A 21,982-nucleotide genomic window follows, 5' to 3' on the forward strand; every position below is an offset into this window, starting at 1 on the left:
TGATGGCGTTACGACGCCTGGCGGCTGGCCTCGATGTGCTTGCGGCGCATCGGGCGCAACACGAACCACGCCATCAGCGCCGCAGCCGCATTGACCGCGCTGGCGACGATGAACACCGCATGCCAGCTGCCGGTGGAAGCGGCGAGCACGCTCGACAGCGGCACCAGCAGCGAGGCCGTGCCCTTGGCGGTGTAGAGCATGCCGGCGTTGGATGCGGCGAACTTGGAGCCGAAGGTGTCGGCGCAGGTCGAGGGGAACAGGCTGTAGATCTCGCCCCAGGCGAAGAACACCATGCCGGTCAGCAGCACGAAGAGGATGGGGTTCTGGCCGTAGTAGTACAGCGCCAGGATGCCGACCGATTCGAGCGCGAAGGCGATGAACATCGTCTGCTCACGCCCGATCTTGTCGGAGACCCAGCCGAAGAAGGGTCGCGTCAGGCCGTTGAGCACGCGGTCGATCGCCAGGGCGAAAGTCAGCGCGGGCAATACCAGTCCCATGATGTTGACCGGTACGTCCATGATCTTGAAGTCTTGCGCGATCGGTCCGAGCTGCGCGGTGGCCATCAAGCCGCCGGCCGCCACCATCACGAACATCGCGTACATCACCCAGAAGATGGGCGAGCGCAGCACTTCGGAGGGCGAGTAGTCGCGCTGCGACTGCTGCACGTTTCCGCGGCTCGACGCCGCCTTCACGTGATCGGGTGCGCGGGTGAGCAGCCAGGCCAGGGCGAAGACGATCACGCCCTGACCGATCCCAAAATAGAGAAACGCAGACTCGTAGCCGCTGGTCTTGATCATCACGGAGATCGGGATGATCGTGAGGGCCGAGCCGGCACCGAAGCCCGCGGCGGTCATGCCCGCTGCAAGGCCCCGGCGATCGGGGAACCACTTGAGCGCATTGCCCACGCAGGTGCCGTACACCGCGCCGGCGCCGATGCCGCCCACGGCCGCTGCGATGTAGAGCATCGGCAGCGAGGCAGCGAAGGAATTGAGCACCCAGCCCAGGCCGCAGAGCACGCCGCCCACGAGCACCACGGGGCGCGGGCCGAAGCGGTCGACCAGGTAGCCTTCGATGGGCACGAGCCAGGTTTCGGTGAGCACGAAGATGGTGAAGGCCACCTGGATGGCGGCGCGGCTCCAGCCGTGCTTTTCAGCGATGGGGTTGACGAAGAGGGTCCAGCCGTACTGCAGGTTCGCGATCATCGCCATGCAGACGATGCCGATCAGCAACTGTCCCCATCGGTACGCCTCGGATCGTTTGGCGGTGACACCGTGGGTGGAATCCGATGGTGGATACATCGCGGGGTTGGAACCCGCAATCGTGGTTGTTGGCCGAGTCATGGCGTTGTCCTTAATGTTTTGATGAGTCCGACGGTCTCGGGAAAAACGACGCAATCAGTCGAGTGAAAAACGAGAAATGAATCACTTGTTTTTGCGCGTGGATGACTGTCGGACGGCACGACTCAAAAACTCTTGACCGCAGTCAAGTTCACACGAATCGCGAGCTGTTGGGACCCCCGTGATATCCCTAGCAATCGAACATCTGCGTGTGCTTGTGTTGCGTGGTTTTTGGCGCTGCTGTTCAGGGCGAGATCACGGCGACGGTGGGCTCTGTTTCGCGAATGTCCCCCGGGCTTCGCCCTCCTCCTTGATTTCGCGAAACAGAGCCCACCATCACCGAGATCTCATCGGAGCGGTCGTTGATCGGCCGATAGCCAGCAGCGTGCCCAGGTGCGCAGGGCATCGGGTGCTCCCGCAGCGAAATCGAGGAGGAGGCCGCAGGCCGGGGGACATTCGCGGAGGGGAGTACCCGGTGGCCTGTGCACGCACCCTGAACAAGGGCCCCGAACACGGGCTTGCAACCCCCATCCATCGAGAGAAAAATTGACCTAGGTCAAGAAACGCGAAATCAGCGTTTGCGATCGTCTAGGGTAAACCCTAAAATTGCGGGTAATCCCTTCAGTCTTTCTGATTCAACTTTCCAGGAGCATTTCCATGAGCAACACCACCCTCGATTCCCGCGCGATCCGCAATGCATCGCCCGCCACCACCACCAACGAAGATGCGCTGCGCGACCTGGTCGCCGCAATGCCGATCGTGATCATGTACAAGGCCGCCCGCGCCGCACTCGTGCAACACCGCAAGAGCGTCCGCAGCGCACTGACCAACTGATCGTGCCCCGCCCCAAAGACAAAGAGCGCTTCATGCGCTCTTTTGTTTTTTCAGGGCTGTAGTTGCAGCGGTTTGAACGGCACGATCTGCGAGATCAGCGATGCGCCATCGCTCAGCAGAAAGTCCTTGAAGGCCTGCGCCACCGGCGGCAGGCGCTTGGTGCGGCGATGCACCACGTACCAGTTGAGCATCAGCGGAAAACCTTCCACGTCGAGCACGCTGAGGCTGCCGGCCTTCAGCTCCTGGCTGATGGTGTGCGCCGAGACGAAGCTCACGCCCATGCCCGCGATCACCGCCTGCTTGATCGTCTCGGTGCTGCGGATCTCCATCGCGATGTTGATGTGCTCCAGCTCGCGCCCGAAGCCGTCCTCCATCGAGTGCCAGGTGTCCGATGCCTTCTCGCGCACCACGAACGGCTCGCGCATCAGGCGCTTCAGTGGAATGCCCGGCACGCCCACCAGCGGATGCGTCGGCGGGGCGACGATCACATAGGGGTGCGGCGCAAAGGCCTGGTTCGAGGTGTCCAGATCGGTGGGCGGCCGCACCATGATCGCGAGGTCGGTGAGGTTCTCCGCGATGTGGGTGAGCAGCCCTTCGCGGTTGTGCACGGTGAAGTTCAGCGTCACGCCGCGGTGGCGGCTCGCGAACTCCACCAGCAGGCGCGGAAAGAAATAGTCGCCCGCGCTGATGACACCCACGTTGAGCTTGCCGCCGGAGACGCCCTTGAACTGCATCATCGCGTTCTCGGCCGCCTCGAACTGCTGGATGATCGCGCGGCTGATCTGCAGCAGTTCGGCGCCCGCGGGCGTGAGAAAGATCTTCTTGCCGAACTGCTCGAACAGCACGTTGCCCGCATGCTCCTCGAGCTTGGCGACCTGCGTGGAGACTGCCGGCTGCGTGAGGTGAAGCTCCTCGGCCGCGCGCGAAAAACTCAAGAGCCGCGCGACCGCCTCGAAGACCTTCAACTGGCGCAGGGTCGCATGCTTCATCGGGAGGGAAAGTGGGGCTGCTGTCGAAGGGCCATCGTAGCGCGCGAGCCCCGCTCAGCCACCGGGCATCAACCCGGGATTCGTGCGACGTGCAACAGGTTCGTCGTGCCCGACAAGCCGAAGGGCAAGCCCGCCACCACCACCACGTCGTCGCCCGCCTTCGCGAAGCCCTGGTCCTGCGCGGTGCGGCAGGCGCACTCGATCATCTCGGCCACGTCGTGCACATCATCGACCAGCGCCGCGTGCACGCCCCAGACCATCGCCATGCGGCGCGCGGCCGCCACGTCGGGCGTGAGGCTCAGGATCGGCACCGCCGGCCGCTCGCGCGCGGCGCGCAGGCTCGTGAATCCCGAGGAGGTGTAGGTGACGGTGGCGGCCGGCGCGAGCAGCGCGGCCACCTGGCGCATCGAGGCGCACACGGCATCGGCCGTGGTCGAGAGCGCCGCATCGTGCGTGGCATCGATGCCGGTGCGGTACGACGGGTCGGCCTCCACGCGCGCGACGATGCGGTCCATCATGCCGACCGCTTCGAGCGGGTACTTGCCCGAGGCCGATTCGGCCGAGAGCATCACCGCATCGACGCCGTCGTAGATGGCCGTGGCCACGTCGGACACTTCGGCGCGCGTGGGCACGGGCGCCGCGATCATCGATTCGAGCATCTGCGTGGCCACCACCACGGGCTTGCCGTGCTGGCGACAGGCCCGCACGATGCGGCGCTGCAGCTCGGGCACCTGCTCGGGCGGCAGCTCCACCCCGAGGTCGCCGCGCGCGACCATGATGCCGTCGGCCAGCGCGACGATGCCGTCCAGGTGCTCGATGGCCGCGGGCTTCTCCAGCTTGGCCATGATCCAGGCGCGCTTGCCGATGATCTCTCGTGCCTCGGTGATGTCCTCGGGCCGCTGCACGAACGAGAGCGCCACCCAGTCCACGCCCATCGAGAGCCCGAAGTCCAGGTCGTCGCGGTCCTTCGGGGTGAGCGGCGAGATCGGCAGCAGCACACTGGGCACGTTGACGCCCTTGCGGTCCGAAATCGGCCCGCCGACGATGACGGTGGTCTCCGCGAAGTCGGCGCCGTGGCTCTCCACGCGCAGGCGGAGCTTTCCGTCGTCCAGCAGCAGATCAGTGCCGGCCTGCAGCGCCGCGAAGATTTCGGGGTGCGGCAGCGGCGCGCGGCGGTAGTCGCCGTTCTTCTTCGTGTCCATGTCGAGGCGAAAGCGCTTGCCCGCCTCCAGCTGTGCGCGTCCGCCCTCGAATGTGCCCAGCCGCAGCTTTGGCCCCTGCAAGTCGAGCAGCACGCCGATGGGCCGGCCGAACTCTTTCTCGAGCCGGCGGATGGCCTCCAGCCGGCGCGCATGGTCGTGCTGCGAGCCGTGGCTGAAGTTCAGCCGGAACACATCCACGCCCCGCTCGAACAGCGCGCGAATGGCTTGCTCGTCGGGCGTAGCCGGGCCAAGCGTGGCGACGATCTTTGCGCTGCGTGTGCGTCTCATGGTGTGTTGTTCTTTCTCATGCCATTTCGCGAAGCCGGACTTGGCCCCGTTGGTCTTCCATCGTGCGCGCCAAGAGTTTCACCAGCGTGTACACGGTGTCGATGTGCGGCGTCGAGGTGTCGGTGAGCCGGGCCAGTTCGACCACCGCGCCCACCAGCGCGTCGATCTCCGGCGCGCGGCCGGCTTCGACGTCCTGCAGCATCGAGGTCTTGTGCTTGCCGACCTTCTCGGCGCCGGCGATGCGCTTTTCCAGCGTCACGCGGAACTCGATGCCCAGCTTGTGCGCGACGGCCTGGGCCTCGCGCATCATCGCGGCGGCGAGGTCGCGCGACGGCGGGTACTGGCAGATGTCGACCAGCGTCGAATGCGAGAGGCTGCTGATCGGGTTGAAGGTGAGGTTGCCCCACAGCTTGAGCCAGATCTCGGCGCGGATGTTGTCGAGCACCGGTGCCTTGAAGCCCGCGCCGGTGAAGCAGGCCGAGACGCGGTTCACGCGTTCGCTCGACGAACCGTCGAGCTCGCCGACCGGAAAGCGATCGCCTTCGATGTGCTTCACCACGCCCGGCGCGATGAGCTCGGACGCGGGATACACCACGCAGCCGATCACACGCTCGGCCGGCACCTTCGCGCTCACCAGCCCCGTGGGGTCGACGCTGCGCACCGGCGTGCCCGCGAGCGCACCGCCGTGGTTGTGGAAGTACCAGTACGGAATGCCGTTCTGCATCGTCACCACCATCGTCTCGGGGCCGAAGAGCTTGGGCACGTCGTTGGCCACGGCCTCGACCTGGTGCGCCTTCATCGCGAGGATGACGATGTCCTGCGGACCGGCCTCGTCGTAGCTGTCGGTGGCCTTCACGTTGCGCGCCACCTGCTCCTCGCCCTCGGCCGAGACCAGCTTGAAGCCATTCGCCTTGATCGCTGCGAGGTTCGCACCCCGCACGATGAACGTCACGTCCTCGCCGGCCAGCGCGAGTTTCGCGCCGACCAGGCCGCCGATGGCGCCTGCTCCGATGACTGCTATCTTCATGTCGATCCCCAGTAGTTTTGAATGCGTTGCGCGAGGCCGGGCGATGCCGTCAACCGAAGCGGTTGGAAAGCTTGCCGATGCCTTCGATGCCGATCTCGACCTGGCTGCCCGGCTTCATCGAGCCGACGCCCACCGAGGTGCCGCACAGGATCACGTCGCCGGGATTCAGCGTCATGTCCTGCGAGATCAGGCTGACCAGCTGCTGCACGGAAAAGCGCATGTCGCTGATCGGATAGTTCTGGCGCTCCTCGCCGTTGAGCACGGTGGTCACGACGAGCGTTGCCGGGTCGAGGCCCGTGGCCACCACGGGGCCCATGGGGCAGAAGGTGTCGAAGCCCTTGGCGCGCACCCACTGGGCGAAGGATGCATCGCGGTTGAGGATGTCGGCCACGGTCACGTCGTTGGCGCAGGTGTAGCCGAACACGTGGTCGAGCGCATCGGCCTCGGCCACGGCGGTGGCGGTCTTGCCGATGACGATGCCCAGCTCGCCCTCGAACACCACCTTGCCCTCGCACAGGGGCTTTCGGATCGCATCGCCGTGGGCCGCGAAGGAGTTGGGCGCCTTCAACAGATACAGCGGTTCCGCGGGCACCGGCAGGCTCAGCTTGGCGCCGAGCGCGTGGAAGTTGTTCCACAGCGCGATCACCTTCGTAGGCTCGCTGGGCGTGAGCAGCTTCAGGCCCGCGAGCACGAACACGCGGCCCGTGGGCTCGGAGCGGCCGTACATGTCGCCCTGGTGCTCATGCACCGCATCGCCCTGGACGGTGCCGAACGTGGCCTTGCCGGCATCTTCAAAACGGACCCATTGCTGTTTCATTTGTTGTGTGCTTTCTTGAAATCTGCGAGGCCATCCGATGGATCGAATCGATCAGTCGAACGGGAGGTAGTCGGGAATGACGAGCGACGCGAGCAGCTTCCCCATCTCCGCCGGATTGCTGGTCACATGGATGCCGCACGCCTTCATCACCGCGAGCTTTTCCTGTGCGGTGCCGCGCCCGCCCGAGACGATGGCACCCGCGTGGCCCATGCGCTTGCCGGGCGGCGCGGTGGCGCCGGCGATGAAGCCGACCACGGGCTTGCGCATGTGGTCCTTGATCCAGTGCGCGCAGATCTCTTCTTCGTTGCCGCCGATCTCGCCGACCATGATCACGGCGTCGGTGCGCGGGTCGTCGTTGAACATCTTGAGCACGTCGATGTGCTTCAACCCGCCGACCGGGTCGCCGCCGATGCCCACCACCGTCGATTGCCCGATGCCGAAGCGCGCCAATTGACTCGCCGCTTCGTAGGTCAGCGTGCCCGAGCGCGACACCACGCCGATGCGCCCGCGCTGGTGGATGTGCCCCGGCATGATCCCGATCTTGATTTCGTCGGGCGTGATGAGCCCCGGGCAGTTCGGCCCGAGCAAGAGCGTCTTGCTGCCCTCCATGCGATGGCGCGTGCGGATCATGTCGCGCACCGGAATGCCTTCGGTGATGCAGATGACCAGCTCCATGCCCGCATCGACCGCCTCGTCGATCGCTGCGGCCGCGAACGGCGGCGGCACGTAGATCACCGACACGGTGGCGCCGGTCTCGGCCTTCGCATCCTTCACCGTGCCGAAGACCGGAATGCCGTCGAACGACTTGCCCGCCTTGTTCGGGTTCACGCCCGCGACGAAGCATTTCTGGCCGTTGCCATAGTCGCGGCACATCGCCGTGTGGAACTGGCCGGTCTTGCCGGTGATGCCCTGCGTGATGACGCGGGTGTGCTTGTTGACGAGGATCGACATCTCAGTTTTTCCTCCGCGCCGCAGCCACGGCCTGTTGGGCGGCATCCGCCATGTCGTCGGCCGTGATGATCGGCAGGCCCGATTGCGCAAGGATCGTGCGGCCCAGGCTCTCGTTCGTGCCCTTCATGCGCACGACCAGCGGCACCGACAGCTCGACCTCGCGCGCGGCGGCGATGACGCCCCGCGCGATCACATCGCACTTCATGATCCCGCCGAAGATGTTGACCAAAATCGCGCGCAGGTTCGGGTTGCGCAGCATCAGCTTGAAGGCCTGCGTGACCTTCTCGGCCGTTGCGCCGCCGCCCACGTCCAGGAAGTTGGCGGGCGAGCCGCCGTAGAGCTTGATCACGTCCATCGTCGCCATCGCGAGGCCCGCGCCGTTGACCAGGCAGCCGATGTCGCCGTCCAGCGCGATGTACGAGAGATCGAAACGCGACGCCTCGACCTCGGCCGGATCTTCCTCGTCGAAGTCGCGCATCGCCACGATCTCGGGCTGGCGGAAGAGCGCGTTCGAATCGAAGTTGAACTTGGCATCGAGCGCAATCACGCGGCCGTCGCGCGTCACGACCAGCGGGTTGATCTCAGCGAGCGACGCATCGCTCGCATCGAAGGCCTGGTAGAGGTTCTGCATCAGCGTGCGCGCCTGCATCACCGACTTGCCCGAGAGGCCGATGTTGCGCGCCACGATGTCGGCCTCGCTGCCCTTGAGGCCCGTGGTCGGATCGATGAGCACCTTGTGGATCTTGCCGGGCGTGCGGGCGGCGACCTCTTCGATGTCCATGCCGCCTTCGCTGGAGGCCATCAGCGCCACGCGGCCCGCTTCGCGGTCGACCACCATGGCGAGGTAGAGCTCCTTGTCGACCTCGATGCCCTCTTCGACCAGGAGGCGCTTCACCACACGGCCTTCGGGGCCGGTCTGGTGGGTCTTCAGGGTCATGCCGAGCATCTGGCTCGCGTGCCGGCGCACTTCGTCGACCGACCACGCGAGCTTCACGCCGCCGCCCTTGCCGCGGCCGCCCGCGTGGATCTGCGCCTTCACCACCCAAGCCCTGCCGCCCAGACGGGTGGCGGCGTCGGCGGCTTCATCGGCCGATGCGCAGGCGAATCCACGGGGCGTGGTGACGCCGTATTTGCGCAATACGTCCTTGCCCTGGTATTCGTGGATATTCATGGCAATTCAGGCGCCGATTTCTGCACCGCGGCCTTCGGCCCAATTGAAATAACGCCGACTGCCGAGGCCTTCGCTCAATTCGCGCTGCTGGTGAATTTCCTTCTTCTGCTCGATCACCTCGGCCAGCGATTTGGCGTCGTAGGCGCGCAGCAGATGCGGCTGGTGCGTGCTCAGGTAATGGCACACGCGCTCGGGGCCGTCCTGGCTCTGGCGCAGCAATTGGCAATAGGTTTCGCGGTCCCAGTGCCAGCGCAGGCCCAGCTCGTGGAAGGCGGCGTTGTAGGCGTTGCGCTCCGTCTCGGAGCTCCAGTATTGAATGGGCGCATCATCGATCATCATGAAATTTCTCCTGGAAATTGAATGCCGGGCGACAAATGGATGGCGGGTCGGCATGATCAAAATGTAGATTCGATGATCGATAAATAATAGTTAAACTATTTTATTGAATGCATTTGCCATGCGTTATATGTGAATTGGCAAAAAAGAGCGTGACTGTCCATTGCAAATGGCTTTCGCCATTTGCAAAAACACTTATTTATCGATCGGCCGGCGTGCTGTTAATTCAAATCACGCGCTCGGTGCGCAGCATGGCAATTTCGTCCACGCCATAGCCCAATTGCCGGAGCACTTCTTCGGTGTGCTCGCCCAGCAAGGGCGCCCGTGTCACCTCGGTCCGGCTGTCGGACATCTTGATCGGGTTGCCCACGGTCAGGTACTTGCCGCGCGTCGGGTGGTCCACCTCGACGATGGTGCCGGTCTCGCGCAGCGATTCGTCCGCGGCGATTTCCTTCATCGAGAGGATCGGGCCGCACGGAATGTCGAACTCGTTGAGGATGTCCATGGCCTCGAACTTGGTCTTGGTCATGGTCCATTGCTCGATGCGCGCGAAGATGGGCTTGAGATGCAGCAAGCGCGCGGCCGGCGTGGCGTAGGCCTCGTCGGTGATCCAGCTTTCCTCGCCGATCACCTTGCACACCGCGGGCCACACCGCGCCCTGCGTGATGAAGTAGATGTAGGCGTTCGGGTCGGTCTCCCAGCCCTTGCACTTGAGGATGGAGCCCGGCTGCCCGCCGCCCGATGCGTTGCCCGCGCGCGGCACCGCGTCGCCGAACTTGCCGTCGGGGTACTGCGGGTACTCGTGCATGGTGCCGGTGCGCTCCAGGCGCTGTTGGTCGCGCATCTTCACGCGGCACAGGTTGAGCACGGCGTCCTGCATCGGCGCGAGCACCTGCTGGCCCCGCCCGGTGTTGTTGCGCTGGTAGAGCGCGGCGACGATGCCCAGCGCCAGGTGCAGCCCGGTGCCGCTGTCGCCGATCTGCGCGCCGGTGACGACGGGTGGTCCGTCCTCGAAGCCGGTGGTCGATGCGGCGCCGCCGGCGCACTGCGCCACGTTCTCGTAGACCTTGCAGTGCTCGTACTTGCCGGGGCCGAAGCCCTTGACCGACGCGACGATCATCCGCGGGTTGAGCTTCTGGATGTGTGCCCAGGTGATGCCCATGCGGTCGAGCGCGCCGGGTGCGAAGTTCTCCACCAGCACGTCGCAGGTCTTGATCAGCGTGTCCAGGACCTGCTTGCCCTTGGGGTTCTTGGTGTCCAGCGTGATCGAGCGCTTGTTGTGGTTCAGCATCGTGAAGTAGAGGCTGTCCACACCGGGAATGTCGCGCAGTTGCCCGCGCGTGGCGTCGCCTTCACCGGCGCGCTCGACCTTGATCACGTCGGCGCCGAACCAGGCCAGCAGCTGGGTGCAGGTGGGGCCCGACTGCACGTGGGTGAAATCGAGGATGCGAACGCCTTCGAGTGCCTTGCTCATCGTGTGTCTCCTGTCTTATTTGTTCGTCGCGGTTTCGACTTCTACCAGACGGGCGCGCAACTTGCGCTCCTCGGCGAAGCGGGCCGTCTCGTCGCGCACGATGGCGACGATGCCTGAAACCTTCTGATCCTGGGCGAACAGCATGGAGACCGTGAAGGCGATGGAAAGGGTATGCCCGTCCTTGTGAAGCGCGGGCACCCGCAGCACGTCGGCACCGTATTTGGTGACCGCCGTTTCCATCGTCTTGTGATAGCCATCCCAATGCCGCTGGCGTTGTCGCATGGGGATGATGATGTCCAGCGACTGCCCGAGCGCTTCGGCTTCGGTAAAGCCGAAGATGCGCTCGGCAGCCTTGTTCCACAGCGTGATCGCACCCTTGGCATCGCAGACCATGATCGCGTCGCCGGCTCCGGCAACGAGTTGGTTCAGATCGACGGTCGATGACGACAAGGTGTGCTCCCGCTTCTTTCTTCTCTATGTCTTTTGGCCGTGGCCTCAGACGGCCTTGGCTTCGCGAAGGCTGTCGATCTGGGCCTTCGAGTAGCCCAGCTCGGCCAGCACCTCTTCGGTGTGCTCGCCCAGCAGCGGCGAACCGGTGATCTCGGGCTTGAGGTCCGAGAACTTGATCGGGCTGCCCACGGTGAAGTAGCTGCCGCGCTCCTTGTGCTGCACTTCGACGATCGAGCCGCTGGCGCGCAGCGATTCGTCGTTCAGCAGTTCCTTCATCGTCAGCACCGGCGCGCAGGGGATGTCGAACTTGCGCAGGATGTCGACCGCCTCGAACTTGGTCTTGTCGGCCAGCCAGACTTCGATGGTCGCGAAGATGTCGGTGATGTGCGGCTGGCGCGCCTTGGGCGTCGCGTAGTCGGGGTCGGTCTTCCACTCGGGCTTGCCGATGGCGTCGCAGATCGGCGCCCAGGCGTGGCCCTGGATGGTGAAGTAGATATAGGCGTTCGGGTCGGTCTCCCAGCCCTTGCACTTGAGCACCCAGCCCGGCTGGCCGCCGCCGCCGGCGTTGCCGCCGCGCGGCACCACGTCGCTGAACGTGCCGTGCGGGTATTGCGGGTATTCCTCGAGGTAGCCGAGGCGGTCCAGGCGCTGCTGGTCGCGCATCTTCACGCGGCAGAGGTTCAGCACCGCGTCCTGCATCGAGCAGGCCACGCGCTGGCCCTTGCCGGTCTGCTCGCGGCCGATGATGGCCGTGAGGATGCCGATGGCCAGGTGCATGCCGGTGTTGCTGTCGCCGAGCGCGGCCGAGCTCACGGTGGGCGGGCCGTCCCAGAAGCCGGTGGTCGATGCGGCGCCGCCTGCGCACTGCGCGACGTTTTCATACACCTTCAGGTCGTCGTAGTGGTGGCCGTCGCTGAAGCCCTTGACCGAGGCGACGATCATCTTCGGGTTCAGTTCCTGGATGCGTTCCCAGCTGAAGCCCATGCGGTCCAGCGCACCGGGGCCGAAGTTCTCGACCAGCACGTCCGATTCCTTGATGAGCTTCTCCAGCACCAGCTTGCCTTCGGCCTGCTTGGTGTCCAGCGTGAGCGAGCGCTTGTTGCTGTTGAGCATGGTGAAGTACAGCGCGTCCACATCGGGGATGTCGCGCAGCTGCGAACGCGTGACGTCGCCGGCGCCGGGGCGCTCGACCTTGATGACGTCGGCGCCGAACCAGGCCAGCATCTGCGTGCAGGCCGGGCCGGCTTGCACGTGCGTGAAGTCGATGATCTTGATGCCGTTGAGGGGTTTGTTGTCGCTCATGTGATATCTCCTGGATGCTGAATACGGGATGGGATTACTTCTTCTTCGCCGTGGCGGGGTTCAGGCTCGTGATGCGCCCGCTCTCCGTGCCTGCGGTCTCGTCGATGACGGCATTGATCAGCGTCGGGCGGCGCGAGGCGACGGCCTCGGTCAGCGCCTTCTGCAGCTCGTCGGCGGTGGTGGCGTTGACGCCCACGCCGCCGAAGGCTTCCATCAGCTTGTCGTAGCGCGCGTTCTTCACGAACACGGTGGGCGCCACGTCGGCGGTGCCGCTCGCGTTCACGTCGGTGCCGCGGTACACGCCGTTGTTGTTGAAGACGATGATGCAGATCGGCAGGTTGTAGCGGCAGATGGTCTCCACCTCCATGCCGCTGAAGCCGAAGGCGCTGTCGCCCTCGATGGCGATCACCGGCTTGTCGGTGACCACGGCGGCGGCGACGGCAAAGCCCATGCCGATGCCCATGATCCCCCAGGTGCCCACGTCGAGGCGCTTGCGCGGCTGGTACATGTCCACGATGCTGCGCGCGAAGTCCAGCGTGTTGGCGCCTTCGTTCACCACGATGGCGTCAGGCCGTGCCTTCACCTGGTCGCGGATCACGCTGAGCGCGCTGTGGAAGTTCATCGGCGACGGACGCGCGGCGAGCGTCACGGCCATCTTCGAGAGGTTCTTGTCCTTGCGCTCGGCGATGGCGCCGGTCCACTCGGTCGGCGGCTTGGCCCACTTGGCATCGATGCCGCCCAGCAGCGCCGCCACGCAGGAGCCGATGTCGCCGATCACCGGCGCGGCGATGGCCACGTTGCTGTCGATCTCGGTCGGTGCGATGTCGATCTGGATGAACTGCTTGGCACCCTTGTCCTGCGCCCAGGTCTTGCCCTTGCCGTGCGAGAGCAGCCAGTTCAGGCGCGCGCCGATGAGCAGCACCACGTCGGCCTCTTGCAGCACGTAGGAGCGCGCGGCGGCGGCCGATTGCACGTGCGTGTCGGGCAGGAGGCCCTTGGCCATCGACATCGGGAGGTAGGGAATACCCGTCTTCTCGACCAGTGCGCGGATGTCGGCGTCAGCCTGTGCATACGCTGCGCCCTTGCCCAGCAGGATGAGCGGCTTCTTCGCGCTCTTGAGCAGGTCGAGCGCGCGCTTGACAGCATCGGGTGCGGGGATCTGGCGCGGCGCCGGATCGACGACCTTGATCAGCGAAGCCTTGCCCTTGGCCGCATCCATGGTCTGCGCGAAGAGCTTGGCCGGCAGGTCCAGGTACACGCCGCCGGGGCGGCCCGAGAGCGCCGAGCGGATGGCGCGGGCGATGCCCACTCCGATGTCTTCGGCATGCAGCACGCGGAAGGCGGCCTTGCACAGCGGCTTGGCGATGGCCAGTTGGTCCATCTCTTCGTAGTCGCCCTGCTGCAGGTCGACGATTTCGCGTTCGCTCGATCCGCTGATCAGGATCATCGGGAAGCAGTTGGTGGTCGCGTTGGCCAGCGCCGTGAGGCCGTTGAGGAAACCGGGGGCCGACACCGTCAGGCAGATGCCCGGCTTTTGCGTGAGGAAGCCGGCAGCTGCGGCGGCGTTGCCGGCGTGTTGCTCGTGGCGGAACGAAATGACCCGCATGCCCTCGGCCTGCGCCATGCGCGTCAGGTCGGTGATCGGGATGCCGGGGAGGCCGAAGATGGTGTCGATGTCGTTCAGCTTCAGCGCATCGATGACCAGGTGGAAGCCGTCGGTCGTTTCGGCCTCCGGTGCGTCGTCCGCCACCGGTTTGAGGGCTCGCACGACCGCATCGCCGTCAACGGCCCGGCTCGTGGGCTTGAGGGCGTCGTCCAGGGTCGTGGATGCCTCTTTGTCCGTTCTTACTGAAGACATGTCTCTCCTTCTGCTTTGGTGAATGGCCGAGGCCCGAGCCGGGACTATGATTCGGGGGCATGCTTTCGAACGTTGACCTCGGTCAACTTTCCGGAAAACGGCACCGGCCAGATGAACCAGAAGTTGTTGCGAATTCGAGCAAGACGGGACCCATGACGTTGTTGGAAAACCACCCGGAAAAAAACATCATTCGCGCGCAGCTCCGGCAGAACGTCCTGCTCAAGGACCTGAGCGAGAGCGATCGCGCCGAACTGGAAGCCCACCTCGTGATCGTGGACGGCAACAAGGGCGATTTCCTGTTGCACCAGGGGGTGCGCGAGATGGAGCAGTACTTCATCCTCGATGGCATCCTGAAACGGGTCGTGAGCAACCCGGAAGGCAAGGAAATGATCCTTCGCTTCGCCGACGAGCACGACATGGAAACGAGCTATGCGGCGCTGCGGCTGGGCACGCCGACGCCCTACGGCATCGTGTGCGTCACCAAGGCCCGCGTGGCGAGCCTGCCGCTGAAGGAATGGATCACCTTTCTCAACCGGCACCCCGAGACCAAGGAGTTGTTCGAGTACCTGGTGATGAAGGGGATGAGCGAGATCATGGCGCACACGATCACGCTGCATCTGCTGGATGCGCCGGGGCGGGTGCACCGGTTCACGCGCAAGCACCCGGAGCTGGAAGACCGGATTCCGAGCAAGGAGCTGGCTTCTTATCTCAATCTCTCCGCAGAAACCCTTAGTCGGCTTCGCAAGCGCGGAAAAATCTAGACGCGGCTGTTGGGGTTGGCTCCCTCCCCTTCCGGGGGAGGGTTGGGGTGGGGGCAAGCGGCGCTGGAACTGCTGGCCGCGCTTCGAGGAAAGCCGCCGAGCCCCCACCCCAGCCCTCCCCCGGAAGGGGAGGGAGCAAGACAGGGATCGCTCGCAAAAATCACGTCTGCTTCGCTGATGCGAAACGGCGCGAAGTCGCCATCAAACGCAGCTGGTTGTGCACACCGGTCACGCCAGTCACCGCAGCCGCCACCGCTTCAGTCTGCGCGCGCTCTTCGGAGTTGAGGACGATCCCGCGCAGGATCACCTCGCCTTGGTTCGCATCGACCGTCACTCGGATGTCGCTCGTCTCCACCTGCTCCTTCAACGCCGCCTTCACGCGCGCCTGCAGCGCCATGTTCTTGAGCAGCGCGCGCGACTCGGGCGTCTCCGCGAACTCGGGCCGCGCCACCAGCTGGCGGATCTGCTCTACGCAGCTGTCGACCGTCACGCGGTCGGTGTTGAGCACCAGGTCGTAGAGCACCGGGTCGCCCCAGGTCACGCCGAACTGCGCATGCATGCGCGCCGCGTGCGCCTGGTCGCTGCGGCGGATCTCGGCTTCGGCGAACGCGGCGTCGTCGGTCTCGAGGTCGCCCATCAGCCACTCGACGCGCTTCTCGAGCGAGCGCGTGATGCGCACGCACACCACATGCGGCACGGGCCGCAAGAGGCAGGTGGCGCCCCATCCGCGCAGCACCACGTTGCCGCGGTCGGCCAGCCCGAACAACTCGTCGGCCGTGTAGAGCGCAACGCTGCGCTGGTCGGTCTTCAGGCGCTCCAGGAGGCCGGCCTTGCCGCCGCGCAGCCGGCCGATGAGGCTCTTGGAGACCTGCATCTTCTCGGCCAGGTGGTCGATGACTTCATGGCGCATGACGGCGAGCGAGAGCGTTTCCGCGAGCTTCACCGAAACGTCCTTGGCGAGGGAACCCATTTCCTGGGTCAGTGCGATGACTGGCATGTGCGTGCTCCTTGTTGTTCTTCTCGCTCAGTCCACCGGACGCTCGACGGCGAACTCGTCGGGCTTCTTCGGCGGCTTGATCAGGGCGATGCCCTTGGAGATCAGCGGCCAGAACAGCAGCACCAGGGCCAGCGTCGTGATGCCGCCCACCAGCGGATTCGAGAACATGATCATCACGTCGCCTTGCGAGACCAACATCGCCTGGCGGAACGAGTCTTCGGCCTTGTCCCCGAGCACCAGCGCGAGCACCAGTGGCGCAAGCGGGAAGTCGAGTTTCTTGAACAGGTAGCCGATCACGCCGAAGCCGAGCATGAACCAGATGTCGAGCATCGCGTTGTGCACGGTGTAGGCACCGATGGCACAGATCACGATGATCACCGGCGCGATGATCGAGAACGGAATGCGCAGGATCGACGCGAACAGCGGCACCGTGCTCAGCACCACGATCAGGCCCACGATGTTGCCCAGGTACATGCTGGCGATGAGGCCCCAGACGAAGTCCTTCTGCTCCACGAAGAGCAGCGGTCCGGGCTGCAGGCCCCAGATCAGCAAGCCGCCCAGCAGCACGGCAGCGGTCGGCGAACCGGGGATGCCCAGCGCCAGCATCGGCAGCAGCGCGCTGGTGCCCGCCGCATGCGCCGCGGTCTCGGGGGCGACGACGCCTTCCATCTGGCCGGTGCCGAACTTGGAGCCCTTCTTCGACATCTTCTTGGCGAGGCCGTAGGCCATGAACGAAGCCGGCGTGGCGCCGCCGGGCGTGATGCCCATCCAGATGCCGATGAGCGAACTGCGCAGCGACGTGACCCAGTACTGCGGCAGTTGCTTCCAGGTCTGCAGCACGACCTTGGGGTCGATCTTGGCGCTCTTGCCAGAGAACTTCAGGCCCTCTTCCATCGACAGCAGAATTTCGCCGATGCCAAAGAGACCGATCACCGCGATCAGGAAGTCGAAGCCGCGCATCAGCTCGGGCTGGCCGAAGGTCAGGCGCAACTGGCCAGTGACCGTGTCCATGCCGACCGATGCGAGTGCGAAGCCGAGCGCCATCGATGCGAGGATCTTGAAGGGCGATCCCTTGCCCATGCCCACGAAGCTGCAGAAGGTCAGCAAGTACACCGCGAAGAATTCGGGCGAGCCGAACTTGAGCGCGAACTTGGCGACCAGCGGCGCGAGGAAAGTGATCATCACCACCGCGATGAAGGCACCCACGAACGACGAGGTGAAGGCCGTGGTGAGCGCGGCGCCCGCGTTGCCCTGCTGGGCCATCGGGTAGCCGTCGAAGGTGGTGGCCACCGACCAGGGTTCGCCGGGGATGTTGAACAGGATCGAGGTGATGGCCCCGCCGAACAACGCACCCCAGTAGATGCACGACAACATGATGATGGCCGAGGTCGGCGACATCGTGAACGTGAGGGGCAGCAAGATGGCCACCCCGTTGGCGCCGCCCAGCCCCGGCAGCACGCCGATGAGCACGCCAAGGATGATCCCCACGAACATCAGCGCGATGTTCATCGGGGTCAGGATCACTGCAAAGCCCTGCATCAGGGCGCTGATTTCGTCCATTTCGCTGTGCTCCGTGAGTTCAGTAGCCGAGGAACCGGAGGGGGTCGAGCGCGCCTTTGAAAAGCGGCACCTTGAACCACACCTCGAACATGCAGAAGAAGACCGTGTTGACCGCGAGCGCGGCGATCACGCTCTTCACCCACGAGTACTTGCCCAGCACGATCATGAAGAGCGCGATGTAGACCGCCGATGCGACATACAGCCCCACAAAGGTGATGGCCAGCACGTACACCGTGGCCGGCAGCAGCACCGAGAGCACGCGCTTCAATTGCACCGAATCCACGAACACCTCGGTGTTGCGGTTCTTGCCGAGCAGTGCCTGGTACAGGATGCCGGCGCCCGAGATGGTGATGATCACGCCGATGAAGAACGGGAAGTAGCCCGACCCGGGCCCATCGCTCGTCCAGCCCGCGCCGAGCTTGCGGGCCTCGAACACCACCACCAGTCCGATGACCAGCAGCAGCGCCGCCACCACCGCCTCGACCACGTAGGTGGCGACGCCCGAACGCGCCGCCCCATCGGAAATTTCTTCGTGCTCCATGGAGCCCCCATCGATCAAATGTGTGAGTGAAATGCAGCGGCCGCGGCCAAAGGAGTTCCGGCCCGGGCGTTGCGCAGCGCGATGCATCAGCCGGCCAGCGCACGCGGCGCGGACCAAGGCTGACGCTGCCTGCTTACTTGTTGCTCGCGAGGAAGCCCGCGTCCGACATCAGCGTGCGGTGCGTCGCTTCGGCGGTGGTGAGCCAGTCGGCGAAGGGCTGGCCGGTCATGAAGGTCGGGTTGAAGGCGCCCTTCTCCATGTATTCCTTCCACTCCGGCGTGGCGGCCACCTTGGTCAGCAGGTCCGTGTAGAACTTGAGCTGATCGGGCGTGACGCCGGCGGGCATGAAGATGCCGCGCAGCATCGTGTACTTGGTGGGCACGCCTGCTTCCTTGCAGGTGGGCACGTCGTTCCACGATTGCGTGTCGGTCACCTTCGCCTTGAACGGCATGCGCTCGTCGTCGAACACGCACAGCGCGCGCAGCTTGCCGGCGCGCCATTGCGCCACCGCCTCGATCGGGTTGTTGACGGTGGAATTCACATGGCCGCCCACCAGCTGCACCGCAACTTCGCCGCCGCCCTTGAAGGGCACGTAGATGAACTTGGTGCCCGTGGCTTTCTCGAGCGCCACGGTGATGATCTGGTCTTCCTGCTTGGAGCCGGTGCCGGCCATCTTGAACTTGTTGGGGCCCGCGGCCTTGGTGGCCGCGATGTATTCGCCGGCCGTCTTGTAGGGCGCGTCGACGTTGGTCCACAGCACGAACTGGTCGAGTGCAAGCATCGCGACGGGCGTCATGTCCTTCCAGTTGAAGGGCACGCCGGTGGCCATGGGCGTGGTGAACAGGTTCGACAGCGAGATGATGATCTTGTGCGGATCGCCCTTGGCTTCCTTCACCGCGAGAAAGCCTTCGGCGCCCGCGCCGCCCGACTTGTTGACCACGATGAGCGGCTCTTTCATGAGCTTGTACTTGATGACGATGCCCTGCAGCAGCCGCCCCATCTGGTCGGCGCCGCCGCCGGTGCCGGCGGGGATCACGAACTCCACGGGTTTGGTGGGTTCCCAGGCGAAGGCGGGGGTGGCGGCGGCCAACGCCAGGACGGCCGCGCCAATGGCTTTCGCGCGCCAGCTGCGGGCGTGCGAAGCGATGTTCTTCATCGTCATGTTTGTCTCCAGTCGGTGTAGGGTGCGCCCTTTGTTATTGTTGGATCTGAGCGGAGATACGAACAGGGCGGATGTTGCGCGCAGGCGCTGCCAAGCCGACTTGACCGTGGTCAACTTCTTGGAGATTTCGTATGGGGGTTAGCCCGTGCTGGCCGGTTTTTTGCAGTGCAGCGAAGCCGCCGCAGGAACCCTATAAAATCGCGGCGCGCACCGGCAACCCCTCGCCGGCCGGGCACCCAGCCCATCGCGCCAGTCGTCTTCGTAGTTCAATGGATAGAACGGGGTCCTCCTAAGACTCAGATACAGGTTCGATTCCTGTCGAAGGCACCAGCACCAGCAAGCCAGCGTCGAGCCCGCCGGTGTGGATTCCGGCAATTCTTGTCGCAAATGACAGGAATTGCCGGAATTCATACAACGACAAGGATTGCCGGAAAACCGACCGGAACTGGCATCCCAAAGCCCCCTGCACGGGGGCCAATCTTTATCAAAGCACCTTATTCGGGCACTTCCGTCGCATCCCGCTTCGCCAAATCAGGTCTGAATCGGGCGTGAACCTCCTCAAGAGCGCGTGTCAACGGACTACTGCTCTCAAACGAAGCTTTGCCTGAGCGTTTGATCAGTCTGCTCCTAGTGACCAAGGTGCCCTCTGCTTCTAACGCCATAGCAACTGATGTGTACAGTTCCACTGCTTTTTCGAACGTAGCTTGGCGGCTTCTTGCTCGATGCTTCTGGCCAACCGAAACAAGCTGATCGCTCTGCGTCTTGAACCGTCGGGGGATAAGATGAGGATTTATACCCAGTTGCTTCGCCAATTGCGCACGACTTGGAGGAGCTTCCTGCTCCATTGCCCGCGCCAAGACTCGCTCAACTTCTGACCAACTGGTTGCCGACCGAGCGTAGGCCCGTTGAACCAACTTCTGCGGAGCTTTTGGGGAAGAAATCTCTCGAAACCGTCCTTCGCAGAGGCTCGCCAAATCTGCTCCATTTCGCTGGCACACGTCCAGAAGCATACGCAGCGACGGCTGTCCCTTCCCGCTGAGCCAGATGGAAAAGCTCGACGGGGATACGCTCGCCGCCTTGGCGGCTCGAACAGGACTCCCTGCATGACACACCCTCACCAAATCAATCAAGCCAGCACGCAAGGTGTCTGCGTTCATGCCTTCGGATTGCCGCATCGACACAGCGACCAGACGCCCGACACTTTCCGCGATCCAGATCTGAACTGCGGACGCGGTCGCAGGCTCTTCGGTGACGCATTCGAATCCGATGCAACCACAAGCCGAGCAAACGCCTGGAATCTGAGGTCGCTGTGCAAACCGCAATTGCGAGAGCGTCTCTGAACCGCAGGTCATACGATCTCTCAACAAGACCCCGTGCTTGGGGCAACACTCGACAGCCTGTATTTCCCAGAGAAGTGGACTGATCTGCTTTTCGGGATCAGTTTCTTCACGAACACACATTGGACAGTACCGACCTGGCCGGTGGTGCACAAGATGAGTGCGTGCGAACGCATGAAACCTGGCCATGGTCGAACTCTCGAGACAAGACCCGGTCGCTTTCTGGAGGTTTTCCAGCAACTGAAGACCGACATCTGAACTCCCATGCATTTGCCACCGCTGAACAATTGCACGAATATTTTCTGAGGTGACGCTGAAAGAGCACTCTTCGGACAAAGATTTTGGGTTGCTCCCAAAAGGGTACTTTTTGAGCAAGATTTCCAGGAGTGCGCGGGGCGTCAACGAATGGAGCAACGCCAGCCGCAAGACATACCCACGCAGGCTTTCCACGAAAATTGTCCCCTCGCCCACGAGTTCCAGCCCGAAAAACAGTGTGCGGTCAACCATTGACTCTCTCCATCGCCAGCGTGAGACGCGCCAACGCCTTCTCGTCCCAAAGGCTTTCTCCGAACAACGCATCCTTTACCTTGGATTCGCCCGCCTCGATCTCTTTGCGGACCACCTTGAGCAGCTTGCTTGACTTCGCGGCCTTCACCAAGAATTTCGAGTCCCATTTGCCCTCATTGCGCAGTTGCATTGCCGACGCGTCGAGCAATAGCGACTTGAGCAAACCTACGCAGCCGAGAGAGGCTTCCATCAAGTCATCCGAGATGGCGAAAAAGTTCGGTACTGCGGCGCAAGGCCATTTGGCGGTCAGCTTCTTCACAATCTCCTTGAACTCTTTCCGGTCATCCTCAATGTCCTGGTGATAGTGATCGAAGTTCAAAATGGCTGTCCGCCTTGCAATCTGCCCATGCTCCATAGCGAAATCAAGCAGATCGAACGAACCCACCAAGACCAATTTGATGCCAGTCTTGTTCGCAACGCTCTTGAGGGTGTCCATGACCGCAGCCTCCTTTGCGAAGCGCGACATGTGGAACGCCTCGTCGATCACACAGATCCTAGACTTCCGATATTTGAAGGCGCTCTCAATCTGGCGCCGCAAGGAAGCGATGGTCTGACGTCGCCGCGGATTCAAGACAACGCGTCCATCCTTGATTTCGATGGCGGTCTTGCGCTCGGTCCCGGGTTCGTGCAAGCCATCCAGCATGTCTTCGTACAGTGCACGAAAACCATGGCGCGTCTCTCCATTGGCATATGCCTCTACGTAGACGATGGAGATCACCGAGGCATCGTTTTCCTCTTCTTCTGCAAAGAACGCGCTCAAGTTTCCCAAGAGGTTGCTGTTCATGGTCGACTTGCCAACGCCCGTTGCTCCAACAACAAAAATAATGTTCGACTCAGTTTGCGCTGTAAGCAACAGTGCCAGATCGTCCAGCAATTCATCGAGCTTTCTATGTCGCACGCGTACGTTAAAAAAGGCGCTCTGCTTCTTCTGAGCCTCCTTGCTCAGGCCCTTCATGAACGACGGTTGTTTGGTTGATTTGGGAGAAGTCACTGATATGGATATCTGCTGATCTGATTGAGG

20 protein-coding genes and 1 tRNA gene are annotated in these 21,982 nt (G+C 63.7%); 3 read left to right on the top strand and 18 right to left on the bottom strand.

What is annotated here, in order from left to right:
• Nucleotides 1–8 precede the first annotated feature (8 nt).
• Nucleotides 9–1,340, bottom strand: coding sequence for an oxalate/formate MFS antiporter (gene oxlT / locus GNX71_RS28215; RefSeq protein ID WP_206175477.1), 1,332 nt, complete (start codon nt 1,338–1,340; stop codon nt 9–11).
• Nucleotides 1,341–1,994: 654 nt separating this feature from the next.
• Here oxlT and GNX71_RS28220 point away from each other — a divergent pair.
• Entirely contained in the window at nt 1,995–2,171 is a 177-nt protein-coding gene (locus GNX71_RS28220) for a hypothetical protein (RefSeq protein ID WP_206175478.1), read from the top strand.
• A 50-nt stretch (nt 2,172–2,221) separates the two neighbouring features.
• On the opposite strand, the gene GNX71_RS28225 is transcribed toward GNX71_RS28220, so the two are convergent.
• The 11 genes from GNX71_RS28225 to oxc all read right to left on the bottom strand — a co-directional run bounded on the left by GNX71_RS28225 (nt 2,222) and on the right by oxc (nt 14,036).
• Entirely contained in the window at nt 2,222–3,160 is a 939-nt protein-coding gene (locus tag GNX71_RS28225) for a LysR family transcriptional regulator (protein WP_206175479.1), read from the bottom strand.
• A 68-nt stretch (nt 3,161–3,228) separates the two neighbouring features.
• Nucleotides 3,229–4,650, bottom strand: a complete 1,422-nt coding sequence (pyk, locus tag GNX71_RS28230) for a pyruvate kinase (RefSeq protein ID WP_206175480.1) — start codon at nt 4,648–4,650, stop codon at nt 3,229–3,231.
• A gap of 16 nt (nt 4,651–4,666) precedes the next feature.
• On the bottom strand, nt 4,667–5,677 hold the full coding sequence (locus GNX71_RS28235; RefSeq protein WP_206175481.1) for a 2-dehydropantoate 2-reductase: 1,011 nt from the start codon (nt 5,675–5,677) through the stop codon (nt 4,667–4,669).
• 49 nt (nt 5,678–5,726) lie between these two features.
• Nucleotides 5,727–6,494 carry a fumarylacetoacetate hydrolase family protein gene (locus tag GNX71_RS28240; RefSeq protein WP_206175482.1) on the bottom strand — a complete coding sequence of 256 codons (768 nt, stop codon included), beginning with the start codon at nt 6,492–6,494 and terminating at the stop codon, nt 5,727–5,729.
• Between the two features lie 51 nt (nt 6,495–6,545).
• Nucleotides 6,546–7,445, bottom strand: coding sequence for a succinate--CoA ligase subunit alpha (gene sucD, locus GNX71_RS28245; RefSeq protein WP_206175483.1), 900 nt, complete (start codon nt 7,443–7,445; stop codon nt 6,546–6,548).
• Between the two features lies 1 nt (nt 7,446).
• On the bottom strand, nt 7,447–8,616 hold the full coding sequence (sucC, locus tag GNX71_RS28250) for an ADP-forming succinate--CoA ligase subunit beta (RefSeq protein ID WP_206175484.1): 1,170 nt from the start codon (nt 8,614–8,616) through the stop codon (nt 7,447–7,449).
• 6 nt (nt 8,617–8,622) lie between these two features.
• Nucleotides 8,623–8,955 carry a hypothetical protein gene (locus GNX71_RS28255; protein WP_346776860.1) on the bottom strand — a complete coding sequence of 111 codons (333 nt, stop codon included), beginning with the start codon at nt 8,953–8,955 and terminating at the stop codon, nt 8,623–8,625.
• A gap of 223 nt (nt 8,956–9,178) precedes the next feature.
• Nucleotides 9,179–10,426: a formyl-CoA transferase gene (gene frc, locus GNX71_RS28260; RefSeq protein WP_206175485.1), complete on the bottom strand. Its 1,248-nt coding sequence runs from the start codon at nt 10,424–10,426 to the stop codon at nt 9,179–9,181.
• 15 nt (nt 10,427–10,441) lie between these two features.
• Entirely contained in the window at nt 10,442–10,876 is a 435-nt protein-coding gene (locus GNX71_RS28265; RefSeq protein WP_206175486.1) for a PAS domain-containing protein, read from the bottom strand.
• Between the two features lie 45 nt (nt 10,877–10,921).
• Nucleotides 10,922–12,178 (bottom strand): formyl-CoA transferase, encoded by a 1,257-nt coding sequence (gene frc / locus GNX71_RS28270; protein WP_206175487.1) that lies wholly within the window; start codon nt 12,176–12,178, stop codon nt 10,922–10,924.
• Nucleotides 12,179–12,212: 34 nt separating this feature from the next.
• Nucleotides 12,213–14,036, bottom strand: coding sequence for an oxalyl-CoA decarboxylase (gene oxc, locus GNX71_RS28275; RefSeq protein ID WP_206175488.1), 1,824 nt, complete (start codon nt 14,034–14,036; stop codon nt 12,213–12,215).
• Nucleotides 14,037–14,188: 152 nt separating this feature from the next.
• On the opposite strand from oxc, the gene GNX71_RS28280 reads away from it, so the two are divergent.
• Nucleotides 14,189–14,797, top strand: a complete 609-nt coding sequence (locus GNX71_RS28280) for a Crp/Fnr family transcriptional regulator (protein WP_206179738.1) — start codon at nt 14,189–14,191, stop codon at nt 14,795–14,797.
• 160 nt (nt 14,798–14,957) lie between these two features.
• Here the strand turns inward: GNX71_RS28280 and GNX71_RS28285 are convergent, their stop codons facing one another.
• From GNX71_RS28285 to GNX71_RS28300, 4 genes are all read right to left on the bottom strand, one after another.
• Nucleotides 14,958–15,794, bottom strand: coding sequence for a cytidylate kinase family protein (locus GNX71_RS28285; RefSeq protein WP_206175489.1), 837 nt, complete (start codon nt 15,792–15,794; stop codon nt 14,958–14,960).
• A gap of 27 nt (nt 15,795–15,821) precedes the next feature.
• Entirely contained in the window at nt 15,822–17,354 is a 1,533-nt protein-coding gene (locus GNX71_RS28290; RefSeq protein WP_013543565.1) for a tripartite tricarboxylate transporter permease, read from the bottom strand.
• Between the two features lie 19 nt (nt 17,355–17,373).
• Nucleotides 17,374–17,895: a tripartite tricarboxylate transporter TctB family protein gene (locus tag GNX71_RS28295; protein WP_206175490.1), complete on the bottom strand. Its 522-nt coding sequence runs from the start codon at nt 17,893–17,895 to the stop codon at nt 17,374–17,376.
• A 133-nt stretch (nt 17,896–18,028) separates the two neighbouring features.
• Nucleotides 18,029–19,051: a tripartite tricarboxylate transporter substrate-binding protein gene (locus GNX71_RS28300; protein WP_206179739.1), complete on the bottom strand. Its 1,023-nt coding sequence runs from the start codon at nt 19,049–19,051 to the stop codon at nt 18,029–18,031.
• 261 nt (nt 19,052–19,312) lie between these two features.
• On the opposite strand from GNX71_RS28300, the gene GNX71_RS28305 reads away from it, so the two are divergent.
• Nucleotides 19,313–19,387 (top strand) — tRNA-Arg (locus tag GNX71_RS28305).
• Between the two features lie 164 nt (nt 19,388–19,551).
• Here the strand turns inward: GNX71_RS28305 and GNX71_RS28310 are convergent.
• The gene (locus GNX71_RS28310; RefSeq protein ID WP_206175491.1) at nt 19,552–20,901 is read right to left on the bottom strand and encodes a TniQ family protein; all 1,350 of its coding nucleotides are present in this window, start codon (nt 20,899–20,901) and stop codon (nt 19,552–19,554) included.
• Nucleotides 20,894–21,952 carry an AAA family ATPase gene (locus tag GNX71_RS28315; RefSeq protein ID WP_206175492.1) on the bottom strand — a complete coding sequence of 353 codons (1,059 nt, stop codon included), beginning with the start codon at nt 21,950–21,952 and terminating at the stop codon, nt 20,894–20,896. Before GNX71_RS28315 ends, GNX71_RS28310 begins: the two co-directional genes overlap by 8 nt.
• Between the last annotated feature and the right edge of the window lie 30 nt (nt 21,953–21,982).

Source organism: Variovorax sp. RKNM96, assembly GCF_017161115.1.
Lineage (GTDB): Bacteria > Pseudomonadota > Gammaproteobacteria > Burkholderiales > Burkholderiaceae_C > Variovorax.